The organism is Streptomyces sp. NPDC012769 (assembly GCF_042901205.1).
Taxonomy (GTDB): Bacteria; Actinomycetota; Actinomycetes; order Streptomycetales; family Streptomycetaceae; genus Streptomyces.
The window spans coordinates 1,225,062-1,248,414 of record NZ_JBIBCP010000002.1; the positions used below are offsets into that span (position 1 = coordinate 1,225,062).

The 23,353-nt window shown below is 72.1% G+C and carries 20 protein-coding genes; 14 read left to right on the top strand and 6 right to left on the bottom strand.

Annotated features, from left to right (window positions below; translation table 11 throughout):
- Nucleotides 1-30: 30 nt before the first annotated feature.
- The 6 genes from ACFY7C_RS14600 (at nt 31) to ACFY7C_RS14625 (ending at nt 7,110) form a co-directional block, all read left to right on the top strand.
- Complete coding sequence (locus ACFY7C_RS14600) at nt 31-2,988, top strand: M14 family zinc carboxypeptidase (RefSeq protein ID WP_389649025.1); 2,958 nt, start codon at nt 31-33, stop codon at nt 2,986-2,988.
- A gap of 247 nt (nt 2,989-3,235) precedes the next feature.
- Complete coding sequence (gene gap / locus ACFY7C_RS14605; RefSeq protein ID WP_356691770.1) at nt 3,236-4,243, top strand: type I glyceraldehyde-3-phosphate dehydrogenase; 1,008 nt, start codon at nt 3,236-3,238, stop codon at nt 4,241-4,243.
- A gap of 108 nt (nt 4,244-4,351) precedes the next feature.
- Nucleotides 4,352-5,563, top strand: a complete 1,212-nt coding sequence (locus ACFY7C_RS14610) for a phosphoglycerate kinase (protein ID WP_389649028.1) — start codon at nt 4,352-4,354, stop codon at nt 5,561-5,563.
- 5 nt (nt 5,564-5,568) lie between these two features.
- On the top strand, nt 5,569-6,345 hold the full coding sequence (gene tpiA / locus ACFY7C_RS14615) for a triose-phosphate isomerase (protein WP_389649031.1): 777 nt from the start codon (nt 5,569-5,571) through the stop codon (nt 6,343-6,345).
- 121 nt (nt 6,346-6,466) lie between these two features.
- On the top strand, nt 6,467-6,697 hold the full coding sequence (gene secG, locus ACFY7C_RS14620; protein ID WP_030205174.1) for a preprotein translocase subunit SecG: 231 nt from the start codon (nt 6,467-6,469) through the stop codon (nt 6,695-6,697).
- Between the two features lie 77 nt (nt 6,698-6,774).
- Nucleotides 6,775-7,110 (top strand): RNA polymerase-binding protein RbpA, encoded by a 336-nt coding sequence (locus ACFY7C_RS14625; protein ID WP_003957010.1) that lies wholly within the window; start codon nt 6,775-6,777, stop codon nt 7,108-7,110.
- A 105-nt stretch (nt 7,111-7,215) separates the two neighbouring features.
- Here the strand turns inward: ACFY7C_RS14625 and ACFY7C_RS14630 are convergent, their stop codons facing one another.
- Nucleotides 7,216-8,067, bottom strand: coding sequence for a MurR/RpiR family transcriptional regulator (locus ACFY7C_RS14630; RefSeq protein ID WP_389649034.1), 852 nt, complete (start codon nt 8,065-8,067; stop codon nt 7,216-7,218).
- 66 nt (nt 8,068-8,133) lie between these two features.
- Here ACFY7C_RS14630 and ACFY7C_RS14635 point away from each other — a divergent pair, with 66 nt between their 5' ends.
- The 5 genes from ACFY7C_RS14635 to ACFY7C_RS14655 all read left to right on the top strand — a co-directional run bounded on the left by ACFY7C_RS14635 (nt 8,134) and on the right by ACFY7C_RS14655 (nt 13,734).
- Nucleotides 8,134-9,060: an N-acetylglucosamine kinase gene (locus ACFY7C_RS14635; RefSeq protein WP_389649037.1), complete on the top strand. Its 927-nt coding sequence runs from the start codon at nt 8,134-8,136 to the stop codon at nt 9,058-9,060.
- Between the two features lie 124 nt (nt 9,061-9,184).
- The gene (locus ACFY7C_RS14640; protein WP_389649039.1) at nt 9,185-9,949 is read left to right on the top strand and encodes a sugar isomerase domain-containing protein; all 765 of its coding nucleotides are present in this window, start codon (nt 9,185-9,187) and stop codon (nt 9,947-9,949) included.
- A gap of 79 nt (nt 9,950-10,028) precedes the next feature.
- The gene (gene pgi / locus ACFY7C_RS14645; protein ID WP_389649042.1) at nt 10,029-11,735 is read left to right on the top strand and encodes a glucose-6-phosphate isomerase; all 1,707 of its coding nucleotides are present in this window, start codon (nt 10,029-10,031) and stop codon (nt 11,733-11,735) included.
- Between the two features lie 5 nt (nt 11,736-11,740).
- A complete protein-coding gene (locus tag ACFY7C_RS14650; RefSeq protein WP_389649044.1) occupies nt 11,741-12,232 on the top strand; it encodes a PH domain-containing protein in 492 nt (163 codons plus the stop codon).
- Nucleotides 12,229-13,734 carry a PH domain-containing protein gene (locus tag ACFY7C_RS14655; RefSeq protein WP_389649047.1) on the top strand — a complete coding sequence of 502 codons (1,506 nt, stop codon included), beginning with the start codon at nt 12,229-12,231 and terminating at the stop codon, nt 13,732-13,734. Before ACFY7C_RS14650 ends, ACFY7C_RS14655 begins: the two co-directional genes overlap by 4 nt.
- A gap of 22 nt (nt 13,735-13,756) precedes the next feature.
- On the opposite strand, the gene pgl is transcribed toward ACFY7C_RS14655, so the two are convergent.
- The 5 genes from pgl to tkt are packed head-to-tail and all read right to left on the bottom strand — an operon-like array spanning nt 13,757 to nt 20,376.
- The gene (gene pgl / locus ACFY7C_RS14660) at nt 13,757-14,539 is read right to left on the bottom strand and encodes a 6-phosphogluconolactonase (RefSeq protein WP_389649050.1); all 783 of its coding nucleotides are present in this window, start codon (nt 14,537-14,539) and stop codon (nt 13,757-13,759) included.
- Nucleotides 14,536-15,603, bottom strand: coding sequence for a glucose-6-phosphate dehydrogenase assembly protein OpcA (gene opcA / locus ACFY7C_RS14665; protein ID WP_389649053.1), 1,068 nt, complete (start codon nt 15,601-15,603; stop codon nt 14,536-14,538). The genes pgl and opcA overlap by 4 nt, the downstream gene beginning before the upstream one ends.
- The gene (gene zwf, locus ACFY7C_RS14670) at nt 15,600-17,132 is read right to left on the bottom strand and encodes a glucose-6-phosphate dehydrogenase (RefSeq protein ID WP_389649056.1); all 1,533 of its coding nucleotides are present in this window, start codon (nt 17,130-17,132) and stop codon (nt 15,600-15,602) included. Before zwf ends, opcA begins: the two co-directional genes overlap by 4 nt.
- 5 nt (nt 17,133-17,137) lie before the next feature.
- Complete coding sequence (gene tal / locus ACFY7C_RS14675) at nt 17,138-18,256, bottom strand: transaldolase (RefSeq protein ID WP_389649059.1); 1,119 nt, start codon at nt 18,254-18,256, stop codon at nt 17,138-17,140.
- Nucleotides 18,257-18,288: 32 nt separating this feature from the next.
- Complete coding sequence (gene tkt / locus ACFY7C_RS14680; RefSeq protein ID WP_389649062.1) at nt 18,289-20,376, bottom strand: transketolase; 2,088 nt, start codon at nt 20,374-20,376, stop codon at nt 18,289-18,291.
- Nucleotides 20,377-20,723: 347 nt separating this feature from the next.
- On the opposite strand from tkt, the gene ACFY7C_RS14685 reads away from it, so the two are divergent.
- The 3 genes from ACFY7C_RS14685 to ACFY7C_RS14695 all read left to right on the top strand — a co-directional run bounded on the left by ACFY7C_RS14685 (nt 20,724) and on the right by ACFY7C_RS14695 (nt 23,321).
- Nucleotides 20,724-21,671 carry a heme o synthase gene (locus ACFY7C_RS14685; RefSeq protein WP_389649534.1) on the top strand — a complete coding sequence of 316 codons (948 nt, stop codon included), beginning with the start codon at nt 20,724-20,726 and terminating at the stop codon, nt 21,669-21,671.
- Between the two features lie 93 nt (nt 21,672-21,764).
- The gene (locus ACFY7C_RS14690; RefSeq protein WP_389649065.1) at nt 21,765-22,115 is read left to right on the top strand and encodes a hypothetical protein; all 351 of its coding nucleotides are present in this window, start codon (nt 21,765-21,767) and stop codon (nt 22,113-22,115) included.
- Between the two features lie 126 nt (nt 22,116-22,241).
- Nucleotides 22,242-23,321 (top strand): amidohydrolase family protein, encoded by a 1,080-nt coding sequence (locus ACFY7C_RS14695; RefSeq protein ID WP_389649068.1) that lies wholly within the window; start codon nt 22,242-22,244, stop codon nt 23,319-23,321.
- Nucleotides 23,322-23,353 lie beyond the last annotated feature (32 nt).

Below are 23,353 nucleotides of genomic sequence, written 5' to 3' on the forward strand. Positions count from 1 at the left end.
TTCCGTGGCAGACAACTGCAAGGGGGGCTCATGAGACGCAGAGCGAGATCGATCCTCGCCGCGGCTTCACTGCTGATCGCCGGCCTGGCGGCGGCACCCGTCGCCGAAGCGCAGCCCGACCCCGCCGACGGGGACTCCGCACACCTCTCCGTGTGGCACGCGAACGTCACCAAGGAGCAGGTGCCGCTCCTCCTGGAGGCCGGCACCGACGCCCACGAGCTGACCGAACAGGTGCCCGCCCAGGGCACCGCCACCCTGGAGCTCCACCTCACCGGGAAGCAGGCCGGACAGTTGCGCCGGCAGGGCGTCCGGCTCACCGAACACACGCTCACCGACCGGGCCGAGAAGCGGGTCGCGAACGCCGGGGACGGCGTCTTCCGCCCGTACGGCGGTGAGAACGGCCTCAAGCAGGAGATCCTGGACGCGGGCCGCGCCCACCCGGCGCTCACCAAGGTCGTCTCCATCGGCAGGACGGTCAGGGGACAGGACATCCTCGCCCTCAAGCTGAGCAAGGGCGCCCGCACGACCAAGGACGGCAGCAAGCCCGCCACGCTCTACCTGTCGAACCAGCACGCCCGCGAGTGGATCACCCCCGAGATGACCCGGCGGCTGATGCACCACTACCTCGACGGCTACGGCAAGGACCCCCGGATCACGAGGATCGTCGACACCACCGAGCTGTGGTTCGTGCTCTCCGCCAACCCGGACGGCTACGACTTCACGCACGCCGACCCCGCGAACCGCCAGTGGCGCAAGAACCTGCGCGACAACGACGGCGACGGACGCGTCGCACCCGGCGACGGCGTCGACCTCAACCGTAACTTCGCCTACAAGTGGGGCTACGACGACGAGGGTTCGTCCCCCGACCCGGCCGACGAGACCTACCGCGGCACCGGCCCCATGTCCGAGCCCGAGACCCGGGCCCTGGACGCCTTCCAGAAGCGCATCGGCTTCCAGTACGGCATCAACTACCACTCCGCCGCCCAGCTGATCCTGTACGGCGTGGGCTGGCAGGTCGCCACCGACACCCCCGACGACGTGGCCCTCGAAGCCCTCGCCGGCACCCCGCAGAAGCCCGCCGTCCCCGGCTACCGGCCGCAGGTCTCCTCCGAGCTCTACACCACCAACGGCGAGGCGGACGGACACGCCGCCAACGTCAACGGGATGCAGATGTTCACCCCCGAGATGTCGACCTGCGCCACCGCCTCCCGCGTCGACCCGAACGACGCCTGGGACCCGGCCGACTGCGCCTCCGTCTTCACCTTCCCCGACGACGAGAAGCTGATCCAGGCCGAGTTCGCCAAGAACGTCCCGTTCGCGCTCGCCGTCGCCGAGTCCTCCGCCCACCCCGACCGCCCGGTCTCCCCGGTCGGGATCGAGGCCCCCGACTTCACCCCGGACGTCTTCACCACCTCCTGGGCGGCCCGCGGCGCCGCCCAGGAGGTGTCCGTCACCGCCCGCGCGTCGCTGCGCGGCAAGACCCTGAACTACCGGATCGACGGCGGCCGCACCCACCGCGCGGCCCTGGAGCCGTGGAAGGGCGGCGAGACCTACGGCGGCGAGGACAACCTCTACTTCGACGAGTACCGCGCCGAGGTCGAGGGAGCCCGGCCCGGCGACACGGTCGAGGTCTGGTACACCGCCCGCACCCGCGAGGGCCGGGCGACCGCGTCCACCCCGTTCACGTACACCGTCGCCGAGCGGCCCCGCGCCGACGTCCTCGTCCTCGCCGAGGAGGGCGGCACCACCGCCGCACGCCACACCGACACCTATGTGAAGGCGCTCGCCGCGGCCGGCCGCCGGGCCGCCGTCTGGGACGTCGCCGCACAGGGCGCCCCGCACGCCCTCGGCGTCCTGAGTCACTTCCGTACCGTCGTCTGGTACACCGGCGCCGAGCAGCCCTCCGGTGCCGTCCTGCTCGCCGTCCGGGCCTATCTCAACGAGGGCGGCAAGCTGATCAACGCGGGCGAGAGGTCCGGCGGACTCGTCCGGGTCGGCCGGGCCCAGTCCAACGACTTCGCCCAGTACTACCTCGGCGCCTATCACCGCGTCGGTCTCCAGGCCCCGCCGTCCTTCGCCGGAGCCGGCCGCCTCGGCGGCGCGGGCGGCGGCCTCGGCGCGGCGGCGGACAACCCCCTCGACCACGCGGGCGCCTTCACCGTCACCTCCGACACCCTCGCGCCCGACCGCTTCCCGCAGTTCGCGAGCAGCGCCGCCGCGGGCGGCTTCCCCGGCATCCGCACCCCCTTCGAGCCGTACGAGGGCAGCCGCTTCGCCGCCCTGCGGCACACGGACGGCACCTGGGCCCGGCTCGGCCGGACCGTGGACCTCACCGGCGTGGCCGCCGCCTCGAAGCCGAACCTGACCTTCCAGGTCAGCCATGACACCGAGCCCGGCTACGACAACCTGGTCGTGGAGGCCCGCACCGCCGGCCAGGACGACTGGACCACGCTGCCCGACGCGGCCGGCGGCACCTCGGCCGAGCCGCCCGCCGACTGCGGCGAGGGCTACTACGTCCGTCAGCACCCCTTCCTCGCCCGCTACCTCACCGTCGGCCAGGACGGCTGCGCCGCCACCGGCACCACCGGCGCCTGGCACGCCTTCACCGGCCCCTCCAACGGCTGGCGTCAGGCGACGATCGACCTCAGCGGCTACGCCGGCAAGCGGGTCGAGCTGGCGATCTCGTACGTCTCCGATCCCGGCAGCGGCGAGACGGGCGCCTTCGTCGACGACCTGCGCCTCACCGCGGGGTCCACGACCGAGGTCGAGGGCTTCGAGAGCGGGACCGCCACCTGGACCGCGTCCGGACCGCCGGCCGGCAGTCCCGGGAACGGCAGCGGCTGGACCGTCTCCGAGGGGCTCTTCCACTCCCACGCGGCGGTCACCACCCGTGACACCGTCCTCCTCGGATTCGGTCTCGAGCACGTCCCGAATGCGACGGAACGGGCGGCTCTGCTCGGAAAGGCCCTTAGTTCGCTCCGACGCTGAATCGGGCGCTCAGGCGAGCACCGATTTTGATTACGCTCCGTAATCGGGACCAAGGTCCCCCGACAGCCCTTACCCGTTGGTAGGCAAGGGCTGTCGGCCTTTTACCGGTGGTTTCCGGGCGTGTACAGGTGCACTCGATGTCACGCCGAGCCATCCGGAGAGGTAGGGTCGTAAGCGGTCGGGGACATCCCAAAAGAGAAGCTCGCCGGGCGTCGAAACCCGGCGTACCTAACGAGGAGATCGGTTCGTGACGATCCGCGTAGGCATCAACGGCTTTGGCCGTATCGGTCGCAACTACTTCCGCGCGCTCCTTGAGCAGGGTGCCGACATCGAGGTCGTGGCCGTAAACGACCTGGGTGACACCGCGACCACGGCGCACCTGCTGAAGTACGACACCATTCTGGGCCGCCTCAAGGCCGAGGTGACCCACACCGCCGACACCATCACCGTCGACGGCCACACCATCAAGGTGCTGTCCGAGCGCAACCCGGCCGACATCCCGTGGGGCGAGCTGGGCGTCGACATCGTCATCGAGTCCACCGGCATCTTCACCAAGCGCGAGGACGCCGCCAAGCACCTCGCGGGCGGTGCCAAGAAGGTCCTCATCTCGGCTCCGGCCAAGGACGAGGACATCACCATCGTCATGGGCGTCAACCAGGACAAGTACGACCCGGCGAACCACGACGTCATCTCCAACGCGTCCTGCACCACCAACTGTGTCGCCCCGATGGCCAAGGTCCTCGACGAGAACTTCGGCATCGTCCGCGGCCTGATGACCACGGTCCACGCGTACACCAACGACCAGCGCATCCTGGACTTCCCGCACAAGGACCTGCGCCGCGCCCGCGCCGCCGCGGAGAACATCATCCCGACCACGACGGGCGCCGCCAAGGCCACCGCCCTGGTCCTCCCGCAGCTCAAGGGCAAGCTCGACGGCATGGCCATGCGCGTGCCCGTCCCGACCGGATCGGTCACCGACCTGGTCGTGGAGCTCTCCCGCGAGGTCACCAAGGACGAGGTCAACGCCGCGTTCAAGAAGGCCGCGGACGGCGAGCTCAAGGGCATCCTGTTCTACACCGAGGACGAGATCGTCTCCTCCGACATCGTCAGCGACCCGGCCTCCTGCACCTTCGACTCGTCGCTGACGATGGTCCAGGAGGGCAACTCGGTCAAGGTCCTCGGCTGGTACGACAACGAGTGGGGTTACTCCAACCGTCTCGTCGACCTCACCGTCTTCGTCGGCGGCCAGCTCTAAGCTTCAGGGCGGGCTTTCGATGTGAAGCAGGGCTCGGGCAGTGCGATGACGCACTGCGCGAGCCCTGTGTCGTGTGCTCCATCGCGTGTACCAAGGAGTCAGGAACAGATGAAGACGATCGACGAGCTGCTCGCCGAGGGCGTATCCGGCAAGCGGGTGTTCGTCCGCGCCGATCTCAACGTGCCCCTCGACGGCACCACCATCACCGACGACGGCCGCATCCGCGCCGTCGTCCCCACCGTCAGGGCGCTCGCCGAGGCCGGCGCCCGCGTGGTGGTCGCCTCGCACCTGGGCCGCCCCAAGGGCGCCCCGGACCCGGCGTTCTCGCTCGCCCCGGCCGCCCGGCGCCTCGGCGAACTGCTGGACGCCGACGTGGCGTTCGCGACCGACACCGTCGGCGAGTCGGCCACGTCGACCGTCGCGGGCCTCGCCGACGGCCGGGTGGCCGTCATCGAGAACCTCCGCTTCAACGCGGGCGAGACCTCCAAGGACGACGCCGAGCGCGGCGCCTTCGCGGACCGGCTGGCCGCCCTCGCCGACGTCTACGTCGGTGACGGCTTCGGCGCCGTGCACCGCAAGCACGCCTCGGTCTTCGACCTCCCGGCCCGCCTCCCGCACGCCGCCGGCTACCTCATCGCCACCGAGGTCGGCGTCCTGAAGAAGCTCACCGAGGACGTCAAGCGGCCCTACGCCGTCGTCCTCGGCGGCGCCAAGGTCTCCGACAAGCTCGGCGTGATCGACCACCTCCTGGAGAAGGCCGACCGCATCCTCGTCGGCGGCGGCATGGCCTACACCTTCCTCAAGGCCCAGGGCCACGAGGTCGGCATCTCGCTGCTCCAGGAGGACCAGATCCCGGCCTGCCTCGAATACCTCGAGCGCGCCAAGGAGCGCGGCGTGGAGTTCGTGCTCCCCGTCGACGTGCTGGTCTCGGCCGAGTTCCCGGACCTCAAGACCAAGGCCCCGGCCAACCCCACCACGGTCGCCGCGAACGCCATCCCGGCCACCGAGGAGGGCCTGGACATCGGCCCGGAGACCCGCAAGCTGTACGCATCGAAGCTCGCCGACGCGGCCACCGTCTTCTGGAACGGCCCCATGGGCGTCTTCGAGCACCCCGACTACGCCGAGGGCACCAAGGCCGTCGCCCAGGCGCTCGTCGACTCCCCGGCCTTCACCGTGGTCGGCGGCGGCGACTCCGCCGCGGCCGTCCGCCAGCTGGGCTTCGACGAGAACGCATTCGGCCACATCTCGACCGGCGGCGGCGCGTCCCTCGAATACCTCGAGGGCAAGACGCTTCCCGGCCTCGCCGCACTGGAGGACTGAACACCTTGAGCACCCGTACCCCGCTGATGGCGGGCAACTGGAAGATGAACCTCAACCACCTCGAGGCCATCGCCCACGTCCAGAAGCTCGCCTTCGCCCTGACCGACAAGGACTACGACGCCGTCGAGGTCGCCGTCCTCGTCCCCTTCACCGACCTGCGCTCCGTGCAGACCCTGGTGGACGGCGACAAGCTGAAGATCAAGTACGGCGCCCAGGACATCTCGGCGCACGACTCCGGCGCCTACACCGGTGAGATCTCCGGCCCGATGCTGTCCAAGCTGAAGTGCGCCTACGTCGCCGTCGGCCACTCCGAGCGCCGCCAGTACCACGCCGAGAGCGACGAGGTCTGCAACGCCAAGGTGAAGGCCGCCTTCAAGCACGGCGTCACCCCGATCCTGTGCGTCGGCGAGGAGCTGGAGGTCCGCGAGGCCGGCAACGCCGTCGCGCACACCCTCACCCAGGTCGAGGGCGGCCTGGAGGGCGTCCCGGCCGAGCAGGCCGAGACGATCGTGATCGCCTACGAGCCGGTCTGGGCCATCGGCACCGGCAAGGTCTGCGGCGCCGACGACGCGCAGGAGGTCTGCGCGGCCATCCGCGGCAAGCTCGCCGAGCTGTACTCGCAGGAGCTGGCCGACAAGGTCCGCATCCAGTACGGCGGCTCCGTCAAGGGCGGCAACGTCGCCGAGATCATGGCGCAGGCCGACATCGACGGCGCGCTGGTGGGCGGGGCCTCGCTGGACTCCGACGAGTTCGTCAAGATCGTGCGCTTCCGCGACCAGTGATGATCGCGCGATGAGGTTGTAGAGCGGTAGCGACGATCCGTCGTACCCTTGCGGGGGTCGGACAGGTACCCTGTCCGGCCCCCGTCCGTATAAGTCCGAGGAAGTTGGTCCAGCCGTGGTTATGGGGTTTTCGATCGCCCTGATCGTCTTCAGTGCGCTGCTGATGCTGCTCGTGCTGATGCACAAGGGGAAGGGCGGCGGCCTCTCCGACATGTTCGGTGGCGGCATGCAGTCGTCCGTCGGCGGCTCCTCGGTCGCCGAGCGCAACCTGGACCGCATCACCGTCGTGGTCGGTCTGCTGTGGTTCGCGTGCATTGTCGTACTTGGTCTGCTGATGAAGTTGGACGGGTAACTCCAATCACTGGACGCGCGTTGGGCCTTACGTAGACTGGGGCATCTTCGAGCACCATCACGCAGGGAGTTACGACCGTGGCAAGTGGCAACGCGATCCGGGGAAGCCGGGTCGGAGCGGGGCCGATGGGCGAGGCCGAGCGGGGCGAGTCGGCACCGCGTCTCCGCATCTCCTTCTGGTGCTCGAACGGGCACGAGACCCAGCCGAGCTTCGCCAGTGACGCACAAGTCCCGGACACCTGGGACTGCCCGCGCTGTGGATTCCCGGCCGGCCAGGACCGGGACAACCCGCCGGACCCGCCCCGCACCGAGCCGTACAAGACGCACCTCGCGTACGTACGCGAGCGGCGCAGCGACGCGGACGGCGAGGCGATCCTCGCCGAGGCGCTGGCCAAGCTCCGGGGCGAGATCTGACGTGATGAGGGGCCCTGCCCGCGAAACGACTTCGCGGGCAGGGCCCCTTCCTCGTCCGCGCCTTCCGCACGGGCGGCGGCCCGGGGCCTCTCGCGGCCCGGGCTCTCAGCGGTGGTCGCGCGCGATGTGGGCGGTGAGGGCGAGGGCCGCCGTGGCCCGCGCGTAGGTCAGCTGCGCCACGCGCGCGTACAGGCAGTCGAGGATCAGCAGCACCGAGTGCCGGGTGCCGAAACCGCCGTGCCGGAAGCCGGTCGGAGCGGCGGTCGACGTGAGGTGCGTGCCGGCCGCGCGGGCCACCGGGGAACGCGGATCGGCGGTCACGGCGACGGTCGCCGCGCCCCGCTCGGCGGCCAGCCGCAGCGGGGCCAGCACCTCACGGGTCGCGCCCGAATGGGAGAGCGCGACCACCGCGTCCGCCGGCGTCAGCAGCGCCGCCGAGGTCTTCGCCGCGTGCACCTCCGTCCAGGCGCGGGCCTCGCACCCGATGCCGAAGAGCCGGGCCTGGGTCTCCAGGGCGAGCACGCCCGAGGCGCCGACCCCGTAGACGTCGACACGACGGGCCTGCGCGAGGACGCGGGCGGCCCGCTCCAGCGCCGCCAGGTCCAGCTGCTCGGTCGTGGCGCGCAGGGCCTGCAGATCCGCGCGGGCGACGGCGGCGACGACCGCGTCGAGCGGGTCGTCCGGGCCGATCTCCGGACCCAAGGGGCGGATCGCCTGGTCCTCGGCGCTCTCCTGGCCTTCCTCGCGGGCCAGTTCGAGCAGCAGCCGCTGGTACGAGTCGAGGCCGACGGCCCGGCAGAACCGGGTCACCGTCGCCTGTGAGGTGCCGGTGCGGCGGCCGAGCTCCGCGGCGGAGAGTCCGGCGACCCGGGCCGGGTCCGCCAGCACCCAGTCGCCGACCTTGCGCAGGGAACCGGACATCCGGGGGAGTTCGGAGCGGATCAGTGCGGTGATCATTCGCGGTGCCTTCCGGCCTGCCCGGGTCTTGTGGTCCGGTGAATCTATCAACCAGCATGCGGACCGATGAACGGATCCGGGATTCAGTACGTGATGGGCGTCGACGCCGGCGGTACGCGGACCAGGGCCCGGCTCGCCGAGGCGGCGACCGGCCGGACGGTGGGCGAGGGGATCGGCGGGCCGGGGAACGCGCTGAGCGTGCCGGCGGAGGAGCTCGTACGGCACCTGGCGGAAGCGGTGCGGGGGGCGCTGCCGCGGTCGCCGGGCGCGGCAGCGGTGCGGGTCGCCGTCGTGGTGGGCGGGTTCGCGGGTGGCGGGCCGGGGGGCGGGCGGGCGAAGGCGCTGGCGGCTCTGGCGGGCGCGCTCCGTGAGGCCGGTGTGGTGCCGGGGGCGGTCGAGGTCCGGGGTGACGCGGAGGTCGCCTTCGCGTCGGGCCCCGGAGCACCGGCCGACGGGCTCGTCCTCATCGCCGGGACGGGAGCGGCGGGCGCGCGGGTGCGGGGGCGGCGCATGGTGGCCGCCGCCGACGGGGACGGCTGGCTGCTCGGGGACGCCGGGAGCGGCTTCTGGCTGGGGCGAGAGGCGCTGCGGGCGGTGCTGCGGGCACTGGACGGGCGCGGGCCCCGAACGGCCCTCGCCGGGCCGGTGGGGGAGCTGTGCGGCGGGCTGAGCAAGGAGCGGGTCGTCCGCCACGCGTACGGGGCGCACCCGGTGCGCCTCGCGGAGCTGAGTCCGGTGGTGGTGCGGGTGGCGGAGGCGGGGGACGGGGTGGCGGCGGGGCTCCTCGACCGGGCGGCGGACGAACTGACGGGAACCGTGCGGGCCTTGGGGCCGGTCGCGGGGGAGCCGCTCGTGGTGACCGGTGGGCTGCTTGGGCCGGGCGGGCCGCTGCTGGGCCGGCTGGCCGAGCGGGTCCGGGAGTGGGGGCTGCGGCCGAGTCCGGTGCGGGACGGGGTGGGGGGTGCGGTGGCGCTGGCGCGGCTGCCGCGCTGACCGGCCTCGTGGGCGGGAGTGCGGGGGCGGACGCGGGCCTGCTCCCTTGACCCGCCTTCACGGGGCTGGTTCATTGAGCCGGTCAGTTCGCTCAAGCTCGGTTCGACTAGCCGGAGGTTTCGTCATGGCGCCCTACCCGCCGAGTGCCGCTCAGTTCGTCGAGCAGGCCCGTGCCGCCGTCGACCGGGTCGTGGCCGGCAACAAGGACGGGGTCGCCCGGGCCGCGCGGCTCGTCGCCGACTGCGTCGCCGCCGACGGGGTGGTGCACGCGTTCGGCACAGGGCACTCGCAGGCGGCCGCCCTCGAGATCGCGGGCCGGGCCGGGGGACTGGTGCCGACCAGCCGGATCGCGCTCGCCGACCTCGTCCTGCGGGGCGGGGAGGACCCGGCGATCCTGCGGGATCCGCTCCTGGAGCGGTCACCCGGGCTCGCCGACCGGCTCTACGCGCTGGCCACCCCGCGGCCGCAGGACCTGTTCGTGATCATCTCCAACTCCGGGGTCAACAACGCCGTCGTCGACCTCGCGCTGAAGGTCACCGGCGCCGGGCATCCGCTGGTCGCCCTCACCTCCCTGGAGCACACCCACGCCGTGCCCGCTCTGCACGCGAGCGGCAGGCGGCTCGTCGACCTCGCCGACGCCGTGCTCGACAACGGCGCGCCCGCCGGCGACGCCGTCCTGCCGCTGCCCGCCGGCGGCGCCCTGTGCGGGATCTCGACCCTCACCTCGTCGCTGCTCGTGCAGATGGTCGTCGCCGACGCGGTGGCGCTGCTGGCGGCGGAAGGAATCGAGCCGCCCGTGTACGTCTCGGCCAACCTGCCCGGCGGGCACGAGAGGAACGCCCTGCTCGAAGCCCGCTACGCGGGGCGGCTGCACCGTGGCGGACACTGAACGCATGCCAGATCAATTAGGTTGGAGGGGCAGCGGGGCACGTACGCAGGACATGGAGCAGGACGAAGAAATGGGCGAGATGACGAACGAACAGAACAGCGCGCGGAGCGCTCCGCAGAAGGGTGGCGGCGGGCGACCGGCGGGACGCACCAGGCTCAACCAGCTGCCCGAGTGGGCGGCCCTCGGCAAGCACCGCGAGCAGCTCGGCGACACCCACCTGCGCGAGCTGTTCGCCGCCGACCCCGAGCGCGGCACCGGATACGCGCTGCGCGTCGGCGACCTGTATCTGGACTACTCCAAGCACCTGGTGACCGACGAGACCCTGGCCCTCCTGCGCGACCTGGCCGCCGCCACCGGTGTCGCCGAGCTGCGCGACGCCATGTTCCGCGGCGAGAAGATCAACAACACCGAGCACCGGGCCGTCCTGCACACCGCGCTGCGCGCCCCGCGCGACGCGGTGGTCGAGGTCGACGGCGTGAACGTCGTCCCCGAGGTGCACGCCGTCCTCGACAAGATGGCCGCCTTCGCCGACAAGGTCCGCGCGGGCGAGTGGACCGGACACACCGGCAAGCCGATCAAGAACATCGTCAACATCGGCATCGGCGGCTCGGACCTGGGCCCCGCCATGGCGTACGAGGTGCTGCGCGCCTACACCCAGCGGGATCTGACGTTCCGCTTCGTCTCCAACGTCGACGGCGCCGACCTCCACGAGGCCGTCCGCGACCTCGACGCCGAGGAGACCCTGTTCATCGTCGCGTCGAAGACCTTCACGACGATCGAGACCATCACCAACGCCACCTCCGCCCGCGACTGGCTCCTCACCGGGCTGCGGGCCGGTCAGGAGGCCGTCGCCCGGCACTTCGTGGCCCTGTCGACCAACGCCGAGAAGGTCGAGGACTTCGGCATCGACACGGCGAACATGTTCGAGTTCTGGGACTGGGTCGGCGGCCGCTACTCGTACGACTCCGCCATCGGCCTGTCCCTGATGATCGCCATCGGGCCGGAGCGCTTCCGCGAGATGCTCGACGGCTTCCACCTCGTCGACGAGCACTTCCGGACCGCCGCGCCGGAGGAGAACGCCCCGCTCCTGTTGGGCCTTCTGGGCGTCTGGTACGGGGCATTCTTCGACGCCCAGTCGCACGCCGTGCTGCCGTACTCGCACTACCTGTCGAAGTTCACCGCCTACCTCCAGCAGCTCGACATGGAGTCCAACGGCAAGTCCGTGACCCGGGACGGGCAGCCCGTGGACTGGCAGACCGGGCCCGTGGTCTGGGGCACCCCCGGCACCAACGGCCAGCACGCCTACTACCAGTTGATCCACCAGGGCACCAAGGTCATCCCGGCCGACTTCATCGGCTTCGCCCGCCCCGTCGAGGACCTGCTGCCCGGCCTGGTCGCCCAGCACGACCTGCTCATGGCCAACTTCTTCGCCCAGACCCAGGCGCTCGCCTTCGGCAAGACGCCCGAGGAGGTACGGGCCGAGGGCGTGCCGGAGGAGCTCGTCCCGCACAAGACCTTCCAGGGCAACCACCCGACCACGACGATCCTCGCCGACGCGCTGACGCCGTCCGTGCTCGGCCAGCTCGTCGCCCTCTACGAGCACAAGGTCTTCGTGCAGGGCGCCGTGTGGAACATCGACTCCTTCGACCAGTGGGGCGTCGAGCTCGGCAAGGTCCTCGCCAAGCGGATCGAGCCGGTGCTGACCGAGGGCGAGGGCGGCGAGCGGCTCGACTCCTCGACCGCCGGGCTCGTCGCCGCCTACCGCGCGCAGCGCGGCCGGAGCTGACCGACGTGACGGGGGTACGGCTGCGCCCGCCGAGGAACGCCGTCGACCGCCGGGCCGTCGCCTGGTGGCGGGCGCAGCTGCTGGTGGCCGCGGCCGTACCGGTGGCGGTCCTGGCCGTGCTCGGGGTCTTCCTCGGGCCGGCCAGGGCCTGGCTGTTCGGCGCCGCCGGGGTGGTCGCGGTCCTCGGGCTCGCCGCCACCGCGCTCCTGCCCGCCTGGTGGTTCCGGGTGCACCGCTGGGAGGTCACCGAGGACGCCGTCTACGTCCGTACCGGCGCGCTCTGGCAGGAGTGGCGCATCGCCCCCATGTCCCGGATCCAGACCGTCGACACCGTACGCGGCCCCCTGGAGCAGCTGTTCCGACTGGCCACCGTCACCGTCACCACGGCGTCCTCCAAGGGCGCCCTCCGGATCGAGGGGCTCGACCACGAGCTCGCCGCCGGGCTCGCCGAACGGCTCACCGCGATCACGCGGAGCACCCCCGGGGACGCCACATGAGCGAGGAGTGGCGGCGGCTCGCGCCCCGCACCCTGCTCGCCGGAGTGGCCGTCCTGTGCGGCGTCGCAGGCGGCGCGGCGCTGCCCGCCACCCTGACGCTCGCGGGATCCCGGCCGCTGTGGCAGGCCGTCGCCTGGGCGCTCGCCGGGGCCGTGCTGCTCGTCGTCGGCGGCGGCGCGGCCGACTGGGTCCGGCTGCGCCGCACCCGCTACCGGATCGGCCCCGAACGGGTCGACCTCCACACCGGACTCCTCGTCGTCAAACGCCGCTCCCTGGCCCGCGAGCGGATCCGCAGCGTCGACCTCACCGCCAATCCGCTGGAACGGCTCCTCGGCCTGGTCAAGGTCAGGATCGGCACCGGCGAGCACACCGGCGGCGAGTCCACCCTCGAACTCGACCTGGTCACCCGGGCCGAGGGCGAACGGCTCCGCCGCACCCTGCTGGAGCGGGCCGCCGCCGGGGACCCCGGCCACGACGGCGTCCTCGCCGCCCTCGACCCCCGCTGGATCCGCTATGCCCCCGTCTCCTTCGTCGCCCCGCTGCTCGGCGGCGCGGCGGCCGGGGCCGTCATGCAGGTCAGCGACTGGTTCGGCGCCCAGGACGAGGTCCTGAACTGGATAGGGGACCGCTTCGAGGACGTCTCGCTGGCCTGGATGATCATCGACCTGGTGGTCCTGGCCACCGTCGTCGGCGTGATCGGCGCGCTCGGCCTGTGGGTCGAGATGTGGGCCGACTACCGGCTCGAACGCGAGGCGGGCGGCACGCTGCGGGTCCGCCGTGGCCTGCTCACCGCCCGCTCGGTCTCCCTGGAGGAGCGGCGCCTGCGCGGGATCGAGCTGGTCGAACCCCTCGGCGTACGGATGTTCCGCGCCGCCCGCGTCGACGCCGTCGCCACCGGCCTCGCCCAGCACGACGACGACAAGCACGCCGACCTCAAGAACCTGCTGCCACCCGCGCCCCGCGCCGTCGCCGACCGGGTCGCCGCCCAGGTCCTGCGCGAGCCGGAACCACCCACCGGGGCGCCGCTCGCCGCCCACCCGCCGGCCGCCCGCACCCGGCGGCTGCGCTGGGCACTGTGGACCGCGCTCGCCCCCGCCGCCGTCCTCGCCGTGCTCGGCGTCCTGCTCACCCCCGTGCTGCTGTACGTGGCGGCCGGGATCGCCGTCGTTCTCGTACCGGCCGGTGTGCTCCTCGCCCTCGACGCCTACCGCAGCCTCGGACACGGCGTCAGCGGCCCCTACCTCGTGACCCGTTCCGGCACGGTCCGCCGCTCCACCGTCGCCCTCCAGCGGGCCGGCGTCATCGGCTGGACCGTCAAACAGTCCTGGTTCCAGCGGCGCGCCGGGGTGCTGACCCTGAGCGCCACGACGGCGGCCGGGGAGGGCGCGTACGCCATCCTCGACGCCGGTGAGGGACAGGGCCTGGCCTTCGCCGACGAGGCCGTACCCGGGCTGCTCACCCCCTTCCTGGAGCACGCCGAAGCCCCGCTCACCGTGCGGTGAGCGGGGCTTCGGCGGCGTGTCCTCAGGCCGAGGGCTGCGGATACAGGCTCCGCGGCAGCTCGGACGCGGCGGCCGCGTCGAGCAGCCACAGCGTGCGCGAGCGGCCGTAGGCGCCCGCGGCGGGGGCCTGCAGCTCGCCCGCGCCGGACAGCGCGATGGCCGCGGCCTTCGCCTTGTCCTCGCCGGCCGCGAGCAGCCAGACCTCCTTCGCGGCCCGGATCGCCGGCAGCGTCAGCGTGACCCGGGTCGGCGGCGGCTTGGGCGCGCCGTGCACGCCCACCACCGTCCGCTCGGTCTCGCGGACCGCCGGCAGCTCCGGGAAGAGCGAGGCCACGTGGGTGTCCGGGCCGACGCCCAGCATCAGCACGTCGAAGGTCGGCACCCCGCCGTGGTCGCCGGGAGCGGCGGCCGCCGCCAGCTCGGCCGCGTAGGCCGCGGCCGCGGCGTCCACGTCGGAGCCGTGGGGGCCGTCGGAGGCCGGCATCGCGTGCACCCGCGCCGGGTCCAGCGGCACGCTGTCGAGCAGCGCCTCGCGGGCCTGGGTGACATTGCGCTCCGGGTCGCCCTCGGGCAGGAACCGCTCGTCGCCCCACCACAGGTCGAGCCGCGACCAGTCGATCGCGTCCCGGGCGGGCGCCGAACGCAGCGCCGCGAGCAGCCCGTTGCCGTTGCGGCCGCCGGTGAGCACCACCGAGGCGGAGCCGCGGGCGGCCTGGGCGTCCACGATCTTCGTGATCAGCCGGGCCGCGGCGGCCTGGGCCATCAGCTCCTTGTCGCGGTGGACGACCAGCTGAGGAGTGCTCACTTGGCCGCCGCCTTCCTGGCCGCGGTCTTCTTTCCGGCGGGCTTGGCGGCCGGGGCCTCGGCCCGCGCCTCGGCCGGCTCCTCGGCCGCCACGACGGGCTCGGCCTCGGGCTCCGGCGCGGGGGCGGTCGTCGCCGCCTCCTCGTCCAGGCGCTCCAGGCCGAACTTCAGCGCCGAGGCATAGGTGTCGTCCGGGTCGAGCCGGCGCAGCTCCTCCGCTATCAGCTCGGCCGTCTCCCGGCGCTTGAGCGCCACGGCACGGTCCGGCTGGCCCTGGATGGAGAGCGTGGCGAGCGAGCCGTCCGCGCGGTCCAGCACGATGGGACCGGCGTCGGTCTCCATCCGTACGGAGGTCAGGCCCGGGCCCGTCGACCTGGAGCGGCGCACCGGGATCTTCAGCCGGTCCGCCAGCCACATGGCGAGCAGCTCGACGCTCGGGTTGAACTCCTCGCCCGCCACCTCGGCCGAGGTGACCTCGCACACGACCTGGTCGAGCGCCGCGGCCAGCATGGAGCGCCACGGGGTGATCCGGGTCCACGACAGGTCGGTGTCGCCCGGGGTGTAGGCGTCCGCGCGCGCGGCCAGCTCCTGGATGGGCTGCTCGGCGGCGTACGTGTCGGTCACCCGCCGCTGGGCGAGGGCGCCCAGCGGGTCGTTCGCCGGGTCGGTCGGCGCGTTCACCGGCCACCAGACGACGACGGGCGCGTCCGGCAGCAGCAGCGGCAGCACCACCGACTGGGCGTGGTCGACGACGTCGCCGTACAGCCGGAGCACGACCGTCTCGCCGGTGCTGGCGTCGGCGCCGAGGCGGACCTCGGCGTCCAGCCGTGCCTGGGCGCGGTCCCGCGGGGACCGCGAGACCCGCTTGATGACGACGAGGGTCCGCGAGGGGTGCTCGCGGGACGCCTCGTTGGCCGCCTTCAGCGCGTCGTAGGCGTTCTCCTCGTCGGTGACGATGACGAGGGTGAGGACCATGCCGACGGCCGGGGTGCCGATGGCCCGCCGCCCGAGCACCAGCGCCTTGTTGATCTTGGAGGACGTGGTGTCCGTCAGGTCGGTCTTCATGGCCGGCGCCAGCTCCTGCCGTCTCGTGCGAGCATCTCGTCCGCCTCGACCGGGCCCCAGGTCCCGGCCTCGTACTGCGCGGGCCTGCCGTGCCGGTCCCAGAACTGCTCGATCGGATCGAGGATCTTCCAGGACAGCTCGACCTCCTCGACCCGCGGGAAGAGGTTGGAGTCGCCCAGCAGGACGTCGAGGATGAGCCGCTCGTACGCCTCGGGGCTGGACTCGGTGAAGGACTCGCCGTAGGCGAAGTCCATCGACACGTCCCGGATCTCCATCTGCGTGCCCGGCACCTTCGAACCGAACCGCACCGTGACGCCCTCGTCCGGCTGGACGCGAATCACGATGGCGTTGCGGCCGAGCTCCTCGGTCGCGGTGTGGTCGAAGGGCGAGTGCGGGGCGCGCTGGAAGACCACCGCGATCTCGGTGACCCGGCGGCCGAGCCGCTTGCCCGTGCGGAGGTAGAAGGGGACGCCCGCCCAGCGGCGGTTGTCGATCTCCAGCTTGATCGCCGCGTAGGTGTCGGTCTTCGACTGGGGGTCGATGCCCTCTTCCTCGAGGTAGCCGACGGCCTTCTCGCCGCCCTGCCACCCGGCCGCGTACTGCGCCCGGACGGTGGACTCCGCCAGGTCCCTGGGCAGCTTCACCGCGCCCAGCACCTTGGTCTTCTCGGCCGCGAGCGCGTCGGCGTCGAAGGAGGCGGGCTCCTCCATCGCGGTCAGCGCCAGCAGCTGGAGCAGGTGGTTCTGGATGACGTCACGGGCGGCGCCGATGCCGTCGTAGTAGCCGGCGCGGCCGCCGATGCCGATGTCCTCGGCCATGGTGATCTGCACGTGGTCGACGTACGAACGGTTCCAGATCGGCTCGAAGAGGGTGTTGGCGAAACGGAGCGCCAGGATGTTCTGGACGGTCTCCTTGCCGAGGTAGTGGTCGATGCGGAAGACCGCGTCCGGCGGGAAGACCTCGTGGACGACCTCGTTGAGCTCCTTGGCGGAGGCCAGGTCGTGCCCGAACGGCTTCTCGATGACCGCGCGGCGCCAGGAGCCGTTCTTCTGGTCGGCCAGACCGTGCTTCTTGAGCTGCTGCACGACCAGGGGGAAGAACTTCGGCGGCACGGAGAGGTAGAAGGCGAAGTTGCCGCCCGTGCCCTGCGCCTTGTCCAGCTCCTCGATGGTGGACTTCAGCTGCTCGAAGGCGTCGTCGTCGTCGAAGTCGCCCTGGACGAAGCGCATCCCCTGGATCAGCTGCTGCCACACCTCCTCGCGGAACGGGGTGCGGGCGTGCTGCTTGACGGCGTCGTGGACCTCCTGGGCGAAGTCCTCGTCCTGCCACTCGCGTCGGGCGAACCCGATCAGCGAGAAGCCCGGCGGCAGCAGACCACGGTTCGCGAGGTCGTAGACGGCGGGCATCAGCTTCTTACGGGACAGATCGCCCGTGACACCGAAGATGACCAGACCCGACGGCCCCGCGATGCGCGGGAGCCGTCGGTCTGCGGCGTCACGGAGCGGGTTGGCTCCGGTGACTGCGCTCAAGGTGCTTACGCCTCCGAGGGTGCGAGGCGGGCGAGCTCCGCCTCGGTCGACTTCAGCAGGTCGTTCCAGGACGCCTCGAACTTGTCGACGCCCTCGTCCTCCAGGACCTGGACGACATCGTCGTACGAGATGCCCAGCGCGGCGACCGCGTCGAGCACCGCGCGGGACTCGTCGTACGTGCCGCGGATGGTGTCGCCGGCGACCTCGCCGTGGTCGGCGGTGGCCTCCAGGGTCGCCTCCGGCATGGTGTTGACGGTGCCCGGGGCGACCAGGTCCACCACGTACAGGGTGTCCTTGTACGCCGGGTCCTTCACGCCGGTCGAGGCCCACAGCGGACGCTGCTTGTTGGCCTGCGCCTTGTCGAGGGCGGCCCAGCGCTCCGAGGAGAAGACCTCCTCGTAGGCCTCGTAGGCCAGACGCGCGTTGGCCAGGGCCGACTTGCCCTTGAGGCCCTTGGCCTCGTCGGTGCCGACGGCGTCCAGGCGCTTGTCGATCTCGGTGTCCACGCGGGACACGAAGAAGGACGCCACCGAGTGGATCTTCGACAGGTCCAGGCCCCGCTCGCGGGCCTTCTCCAGACCGGCCAGGTAGGCGTCCATCACCGCGCGGTAGCGCTCCAGCGAGAAGATCAGCGTCACGTTCACGCTGATGCCGAGGCCGATGACCTCGGTGATCGCCGGCAGACCCGCCTTGGTGGCCGGGATCTTGATGAGGGTGTTGGGACGGTCCACCAGCCAGGCCAGCTGCTTGGCCTCGGCGATGGTGGCCGCCGTCTCGTGGGCGAGCCGCGGGTCGACCTCGATCGACACCCGGCCGTCCTGGCCCTGGGTGGCGTCGAAGACGGGCCGCAGGATGTCGGCGGCGTCCCTCACGTCAGCCGTCGTGATCATGCGGATGGCCTCGTCCACCGTCACCTTGCGGGCGGCGAGGTCGGCGAGCTGCTGGTCGTAGCCGTGCCCCTCGGAGATCGCCTTCTGGAAGATGGACGGGTTGGTGGTCACACCCACCACATGGCTCTGATCGATGAGCTCGGCCAGGTTGCCGGACGTGATCCGCTGACGCGAGAGGTCGTCCAGCCAGATCGCGACGCCTTCGTCGGAGAGGCGCTTGAGAGCGTCTGTCATGAGAGGTTCTCCAAAAGTCGTATCTATGGACGTCAGCGCGCGGCGGCGTCGAGAGATTCCCGGGCCGCGGCGACGATCGCCTCCGGCGTGAAGCCGAACTCCCGGAACAGGACCTTGGCGTCGGCCGAGGCGCCGAAGTGCTCGAGCGAGACGATCCGGCCGGCGTCACCGACGTACTTGTGCCAGGTCAGACCGATACCGGCCTCGACCGCGACGCGCGCCTTCACCGACGGCGGCAGGACGGAGTCCTGGTACGCCTGGTCCTGCTCCTCGAACCACTCCACCGACGGCATCGACACCACACGGGTGGGGACGCCGGCGGCCTGGAGCTGCTCCCGGGCCTCGACGGCCAGGTGCACCTCGGAGCCGGTCGCGATCAGCACGATCTGCGCGTCGCCGCCCTCGGCGTCGAACAGCACGTAGCCGCCCTTGGCCGCGTCCTCGTTCGGCGCGTAGGTCGGCACGCCCTGGCGGGTCAGGGCCAGACCGTGCGGGGTGCCCTTGCCGAAGACCTTGGTGTGGCGCTGCATGATCTCGCGCCAGGCGATCGCGGTCTCGTTGGCGTCGGCCGGGCGGACGATGTTCAGACCCGGGATGGCGCGCAGCGAGGCCAGGTGCTCCACCGGCTGGTGGGTCGGGCCGTCCTCGCCGAGACCGATCGAGTCGTGCGTCCACACGTACGTCACCGGCAGGTGCATCAGCGCGGAGAGGCGCACCGCGTTGCGCATGTAGTCGGAGAAGACCAGGAACGTGCCGCCGTAGACCCGGGTGTTGCCGTGCAGGGCGATGCCGTTCATCTCCGCGGCCATGGAGTGCTCGCGGATGCCGAAGTGGATCGTCCGGCCGTACGGGTCCGCCTCGGGCAGCGGGTTGCCCTCCGGAAGGAAGGAGGACGTCTTGTCGATCGTGGTGTTGTTCGAGCCGGCCAGGTCGGCCGAGCCGCCCCACAGCTCCGGGATCACCGAGCCGAGCGCCTGCAGCACCTTGCCGGACGCCGCACGCGTCGCCACGCTCTTGCCCGCCTCGAAGACCGGGATCTTCCCGGCCCAGCCGGCCGGCAGCTCGTTCGCCTGGACGCGGTCGAACTCGGCGGCCCGCTCCGGGTTGGCGGTGCGCCACTCGGCCAGGGACTTCTCCCACTCGGCGCGGGCCTCGCGGCCCCGGTCGCCCAGCGCGCGGGTGTGCGCGATGACCTCGTCGGAGACCTCGAAGGTCTGCTCCGGGTCGAAGCCCAGGACGCGCTTGGTGGCCGCGACCTCCTCGTCGCCGAGCGCCGAGCCGTGCGCGGCCTCGGTGTTCTGCGCGTTCGGCGCCGGCCAGGCGATGATCGAGCGCATCGCGATGAACGACGGACGCTCGGTCTCGGCCTCGGCGGCCTTGATCGCCGCGTACAGGCCGGCCGGGTCCAGGTCGCCGTTGGCCTGCGGCTCCACGCGCTGGACGTGCCAGCCGTACGCCTCGTAGCGCTTGACGGTGTCCTCGGACACGGCCGTCTCGGTGTCGCCCTCGATCGAGATGTGGTTGTCGTCCCACAGCATGATCAGGTTGCCGAGCTTCTGGTGCCCCGCGAGCGAGGACGCCTCGGCGGAGATGCCCTCCTGCAGGCAGCCGTCACCGGCGATCACGTAGATCCGGTGATCGAAGGGAGAGGTGCCCCGGGGGGCCTCCGGGTCGAACAGGCCGCGCTCGTAACGGGCGGCCATCGCCATGCCCACGGCGTTGGCGACACCCTGGCCCAGCGGACCGGTGGTGGTCTCCACGCCCGCCGTGTGGCCGTACTCCGGGTGGCCCGGGGTCTTCGAACCCCAGGTGCGGAACGACTTCAGGTCGTCGAGCTCCAGCCCGAAGCCGCCCAGGTACAGCTGGGTGTACAGGGTCAGGGACGAGTGCCCGGCGGAGAGGACGAACCGGTCGCGGCCCACCCACTCCGGGTCGGCGGGGTCGTGGCGCATCACCTTCTGGAAGAGGGTGTACGCGGCGGGGGCCAGGCTCATCGCGGTGCCGGGATGGCCGTTGCCGACCTTCTGTACGGCGTCGGCGGCCAGGATGCGGGCGGTGTCCACGGCCCGCTGGTCCAGTTCGGTCCACTCGAGGTCTGTGGTCGTCGGCTTAGTGCTCACCCTGGGTCAGGGCTCCTCTCCGCATGTCTTGAGCCGGTGACTGAGGGTGTCCCGGCGATGTCGAGCCTACCCCCGGATTTCGCCCCTCTTTTCGTGTCCATGCCCCTCATATGAGCGCTTACTTCCAAAGACTGCCGGTGGCCGCGGGAGTTCGCCTCCCGAGGTGGGCGCGCTCCGCCGCGGGGCGTGTCCACCCCTTGGGACACGCCCCGCGGCGGAGCCCCTCAACACGACCCCACCCCCGCGAAGATCGGCGTATGGGCAACGTCTACAGTGGCGTGGTACGCGCAAGTTTCATCCCCTCTTCACGCGGGGAGCTTGCTGGGATTTCTCTGTCAGGGGTGTGCGTGACGGCCGTCGAGTCCCGACCCGCCGGGGTCGTCTTGACTCCCAGCCCGGGGGGCCATCGGCCGTTCGGGGCCCGCGTCAAGGCATTCGTGGCGCTGACCAAGCCGCGGATCATCGAGCTGCTGCTCATCACCACCGTTCCGGTGATGTTCCTCGCCGAGCAGGGCGTGCCCGACCTGTGGCTGGTGCTCGCCACCTGCATCGGCGGCTACCTGTCCGCGGGCGGCGCCAACGCGCTGAACATGTACATCGACCGCGACATCGACGCCCTCATGGACCGCACCTCCCAGCGGCCCCTGGTCACCGGCATGGTGTCGCCGCGCGAGGGACTGGTCTTCGGCCTCACCCTCGCGGTGGTCTCCACCGTCTGGTTCGGCCTCCTCGTCAACTGGCTCTCCGCCTGGCTGTCGCTCGGCGCGCTGCTCTTCTACGTCGTGGTCTACACGATGCTGCTGAAGCGGCGCACCACCCAGAACATCGTCTGGGGCGGCATCGCCGGCTGCCTGCCGGTGCTCATCGGCTGGTCCGCCGTCACCGACTCGATGTCCTGGGCCGCCGTCGTCCTCTTCCTCGTCATCTTCTTCTGGACGCCGCCGCACTACTGGCCGCTGTCGATGAAGGTGAAGGAGGACTACGCGCGCGTGGGCGTCCCCATGCTCCCCGTCCTCGCCTCCAACAAGGTCGTCGCCCGGCAGATCGTGATCTACAGCTGGGTGATGGTGGCGGTCTCGCTGCTGCTCACCCCGCTGGGCTACACCGGCTGGTTCTACACGACCGTGGCGCTGCTCACCGGCGGCTGGTGGCTCTGGGAGGCGCACGGTCTGCTCAACCGCGCCAAGGCGGAGGCGACGGGCGCGAAGCTGAAGGAGATGCGCCTGTTCCACTGGTCCATCACCTACGTCTCCCTGCTCTTCGTGGCGGTCGCCGTGGACCCGTTCCTGCGCTGACCCCGACGGTCCCGGTCGACGGCCGGGGCGCGTGGCCCACGCCACGTGCCCCGGCCGTCGCCAGTCGATCTACCCGGCAGTAGCATCCTTGCCATGGCAGACACGCAGCAGGCGGACACGAAGCAGGCCGACACCAAGGGCGCGGAGCGCAAGGCGGCCAAGCTGGCCCGGGAGATCAAGGCGTTCTCCGCGAAGCACGGCGGCGCCGAGGGCCAGCTCGCCCACATCGGCCAGGCGGGCACCCGCATCGTCCTCGTCGGCGAGGACGGCGGCTGGGGCGACCTGGTGGCCCCCACTCACGCGATCGCCCAGGCGGCGGCCGAGAAGGCCGGTCTGACGCTCCACGAGGAGTTCGATGGCGAGTTCGCCGCCAAGGTCGTCACCGGGCCCTACGAGTGGACCCGTATGGCGGGCATCCAGATCGGCGGCCCGGCCAACGCCTGAGCCCCGGGGCCGGGGCGCGAGGCCGGTCGCCGGCCGGTCGCGGTCGGGCCCCGGAAGGCAACAACCTCACGCGGGGCTCACCCGTTAGGAGGGGTGCAAGCCCGTCCACACGTGGGAGCCCCCCGAATGATCGACACTCCGAGCCTGGTGGACCAGTACTGCCACGGGGTGCTCCGTACGGAGCTCGGCCTCGGCACCTTCGAGAGGCACCTCGCCCCGACGGCCGCCCTCCCGGCCGCCGGCACCACCTTCTTCGACACCCAGGCCGGCTTCGCCGTACGCCGCTGGTGTCCGCCGCTCCTCGGCCTCGAACCGCACTGCCCGCCCGCCCGCTATCTCGCCCGGCGCCGAGAACTCGGCGTCATCGAATCGGGCCGGCGGCTGCTGCGCGCCTCGGGGATCGCCACCTACCTCGTGGACACCGGACTGCCCGGGGACCTGACCGGCCCCGCCGAGCTCGCCGCCACCGGCGGCGCCGCCGCGCACGAGATCGTGCGCCTGGAGCCGCTCGCCCAGCAGGTCGCCGACACCTCCGGCACCGTCGACGCCTTCCTGGCCAACCTCACCGAGGCCGTGCACGGGGCCGCCGAGGGCGCGGTCGCCTTCACCTCCGTGGCGGGCGTACGGGGCGGGCTCGCGGCCGTGCCCGAGCCGCCCGGACCCGGCGAGGTGCGCGGCGCCGCGGGGCGCTGGCTGGCCCGGCGCACGGCCGGCGGGGCGGTCGACGACCCCGTGCTCCTGCGCCATCTGCTGTGGGTCGCGGTCGGCGCGGGCCGGCCGCTGCAACTGCACGCCGGCGAGCGTGACCCGGACACGCTGGCCGGCTTCGCCGCCGCCACCGGCGGGCTCGGCGCCGACCTGGTGCTGCTGCACGGCTACCCGTACCACCGCCAGGCGGCCCGCCTCGCCGGACACTTCCCGCACGTCTACGCGGACCTCGGCCCGGTCGTCGCCCGCACCGGCGCCCGCGCGGCGGCCGTCCTCGCCGAGTTCCTGGAGCTGGCCCCGTTCGGCAAGCTGCTCTTCTCCAGCGGCGCCCGCGCCCTGCCCGAGCTGCACGTGGTGGCCGCCAGCGTCTTCCGGGGCGCGCTCGCCCGGGTCCTGGGCGAATGGGTCGGCGACGGCTCCTGGTCCCGTACGGACGCGCAGCGGGTCGCCGACATGATCGCGGCGGGGAACGCGCGGCGGGTCTACCGGCTGGGCTGACCGGGCTCGCGGGCGCGCCCGGCTCCGCCCGG

Bases quoted from the DNA above. Each gene is read 5' to 3' on its own strand.
- ACFY7C_RS14600 (WP_389649025.1), top strand. From the start codon at position 31: ATGAGACGCAGAGCGAGATCGATCCTCGCCGCGGCTTCACTGCTGATC.
- ACFY7C_RS14610 (WP_389649028.1), top strand. From the start codon at position 4,352: ATGAAGACGATCGACGAGCTGCTCGCCGAGGGCGTATCCGGCAAGCGG.
- secG (WP_030205174.1), top strand. From the start codon at position 6,467: ATGGGGTTTTCGATCGCCCTGATCGTCTTCAGTGCGCTGCTGATGCTG.
- ACFY7C_RS14630 (WP_389649034.1), bottom strand. From the start codon at position 8,067: ATGATCACCGCACTGATCCGCTCCGAACTCCCCCGGATGTCCGGTTCC.
- ACFY7C_RS14635 (WP_389649037.1), top strand. From the start codon at position 8,134: ATGAACGGATCCGGGATTCAGTACGTGATGGGCGTCGACGCCGGCGGT.
- ACFY7C_RS14640 (WP_389649039.1), top strand. From the start codon at position 9,185: ATGGCGCCCTACCCGCCGAGTGCCGCTCAGTTCGTCGAGCAGGCCCGT.
- pgi (WP_389649042.1), top strand. From the start codon at position 10,029: ATGACGAACGAACAGAACAGCGCGCGGAGCGCTCCGCAGAAGGGTGGC.
- ACFY7C_RS14655 (WP_389649047.1), top strand. From the start codon at position 12,229: ATGAGCGAGGAGTGGCGGCGGCTCGCGCCCCGCACCCTGCTCGCCGGA.
- opcA (WP_389649053.1), bottom strand. From the start codon at position 15,603: ATGAAGACCGACCTGACGGACACCACGTCCTCCAAGATCAACAAGGCG.
- tal (WP_389649059.1), bottom strand. From the start codon at position 18,256: ATGACAGACGCTCTCAAGCGCCTCTCCGACGAAGGCGTCGCGATCTGG.
- ACFY7C_RS14690 (WP_389649065.1), top strand. From the start codon at position 21,765: ATGGCAGACACGCAGCAGGCGGACACGAAGCAGGCCGACACCAAGGGC.
- ACFY7C_RS14695 (WP_389649068.1), top strand. From the start codon at position 22,242: ATGATCGACACTCCGAGCCTGGTGGACCAGTACTGCCACGGGGTGCTC.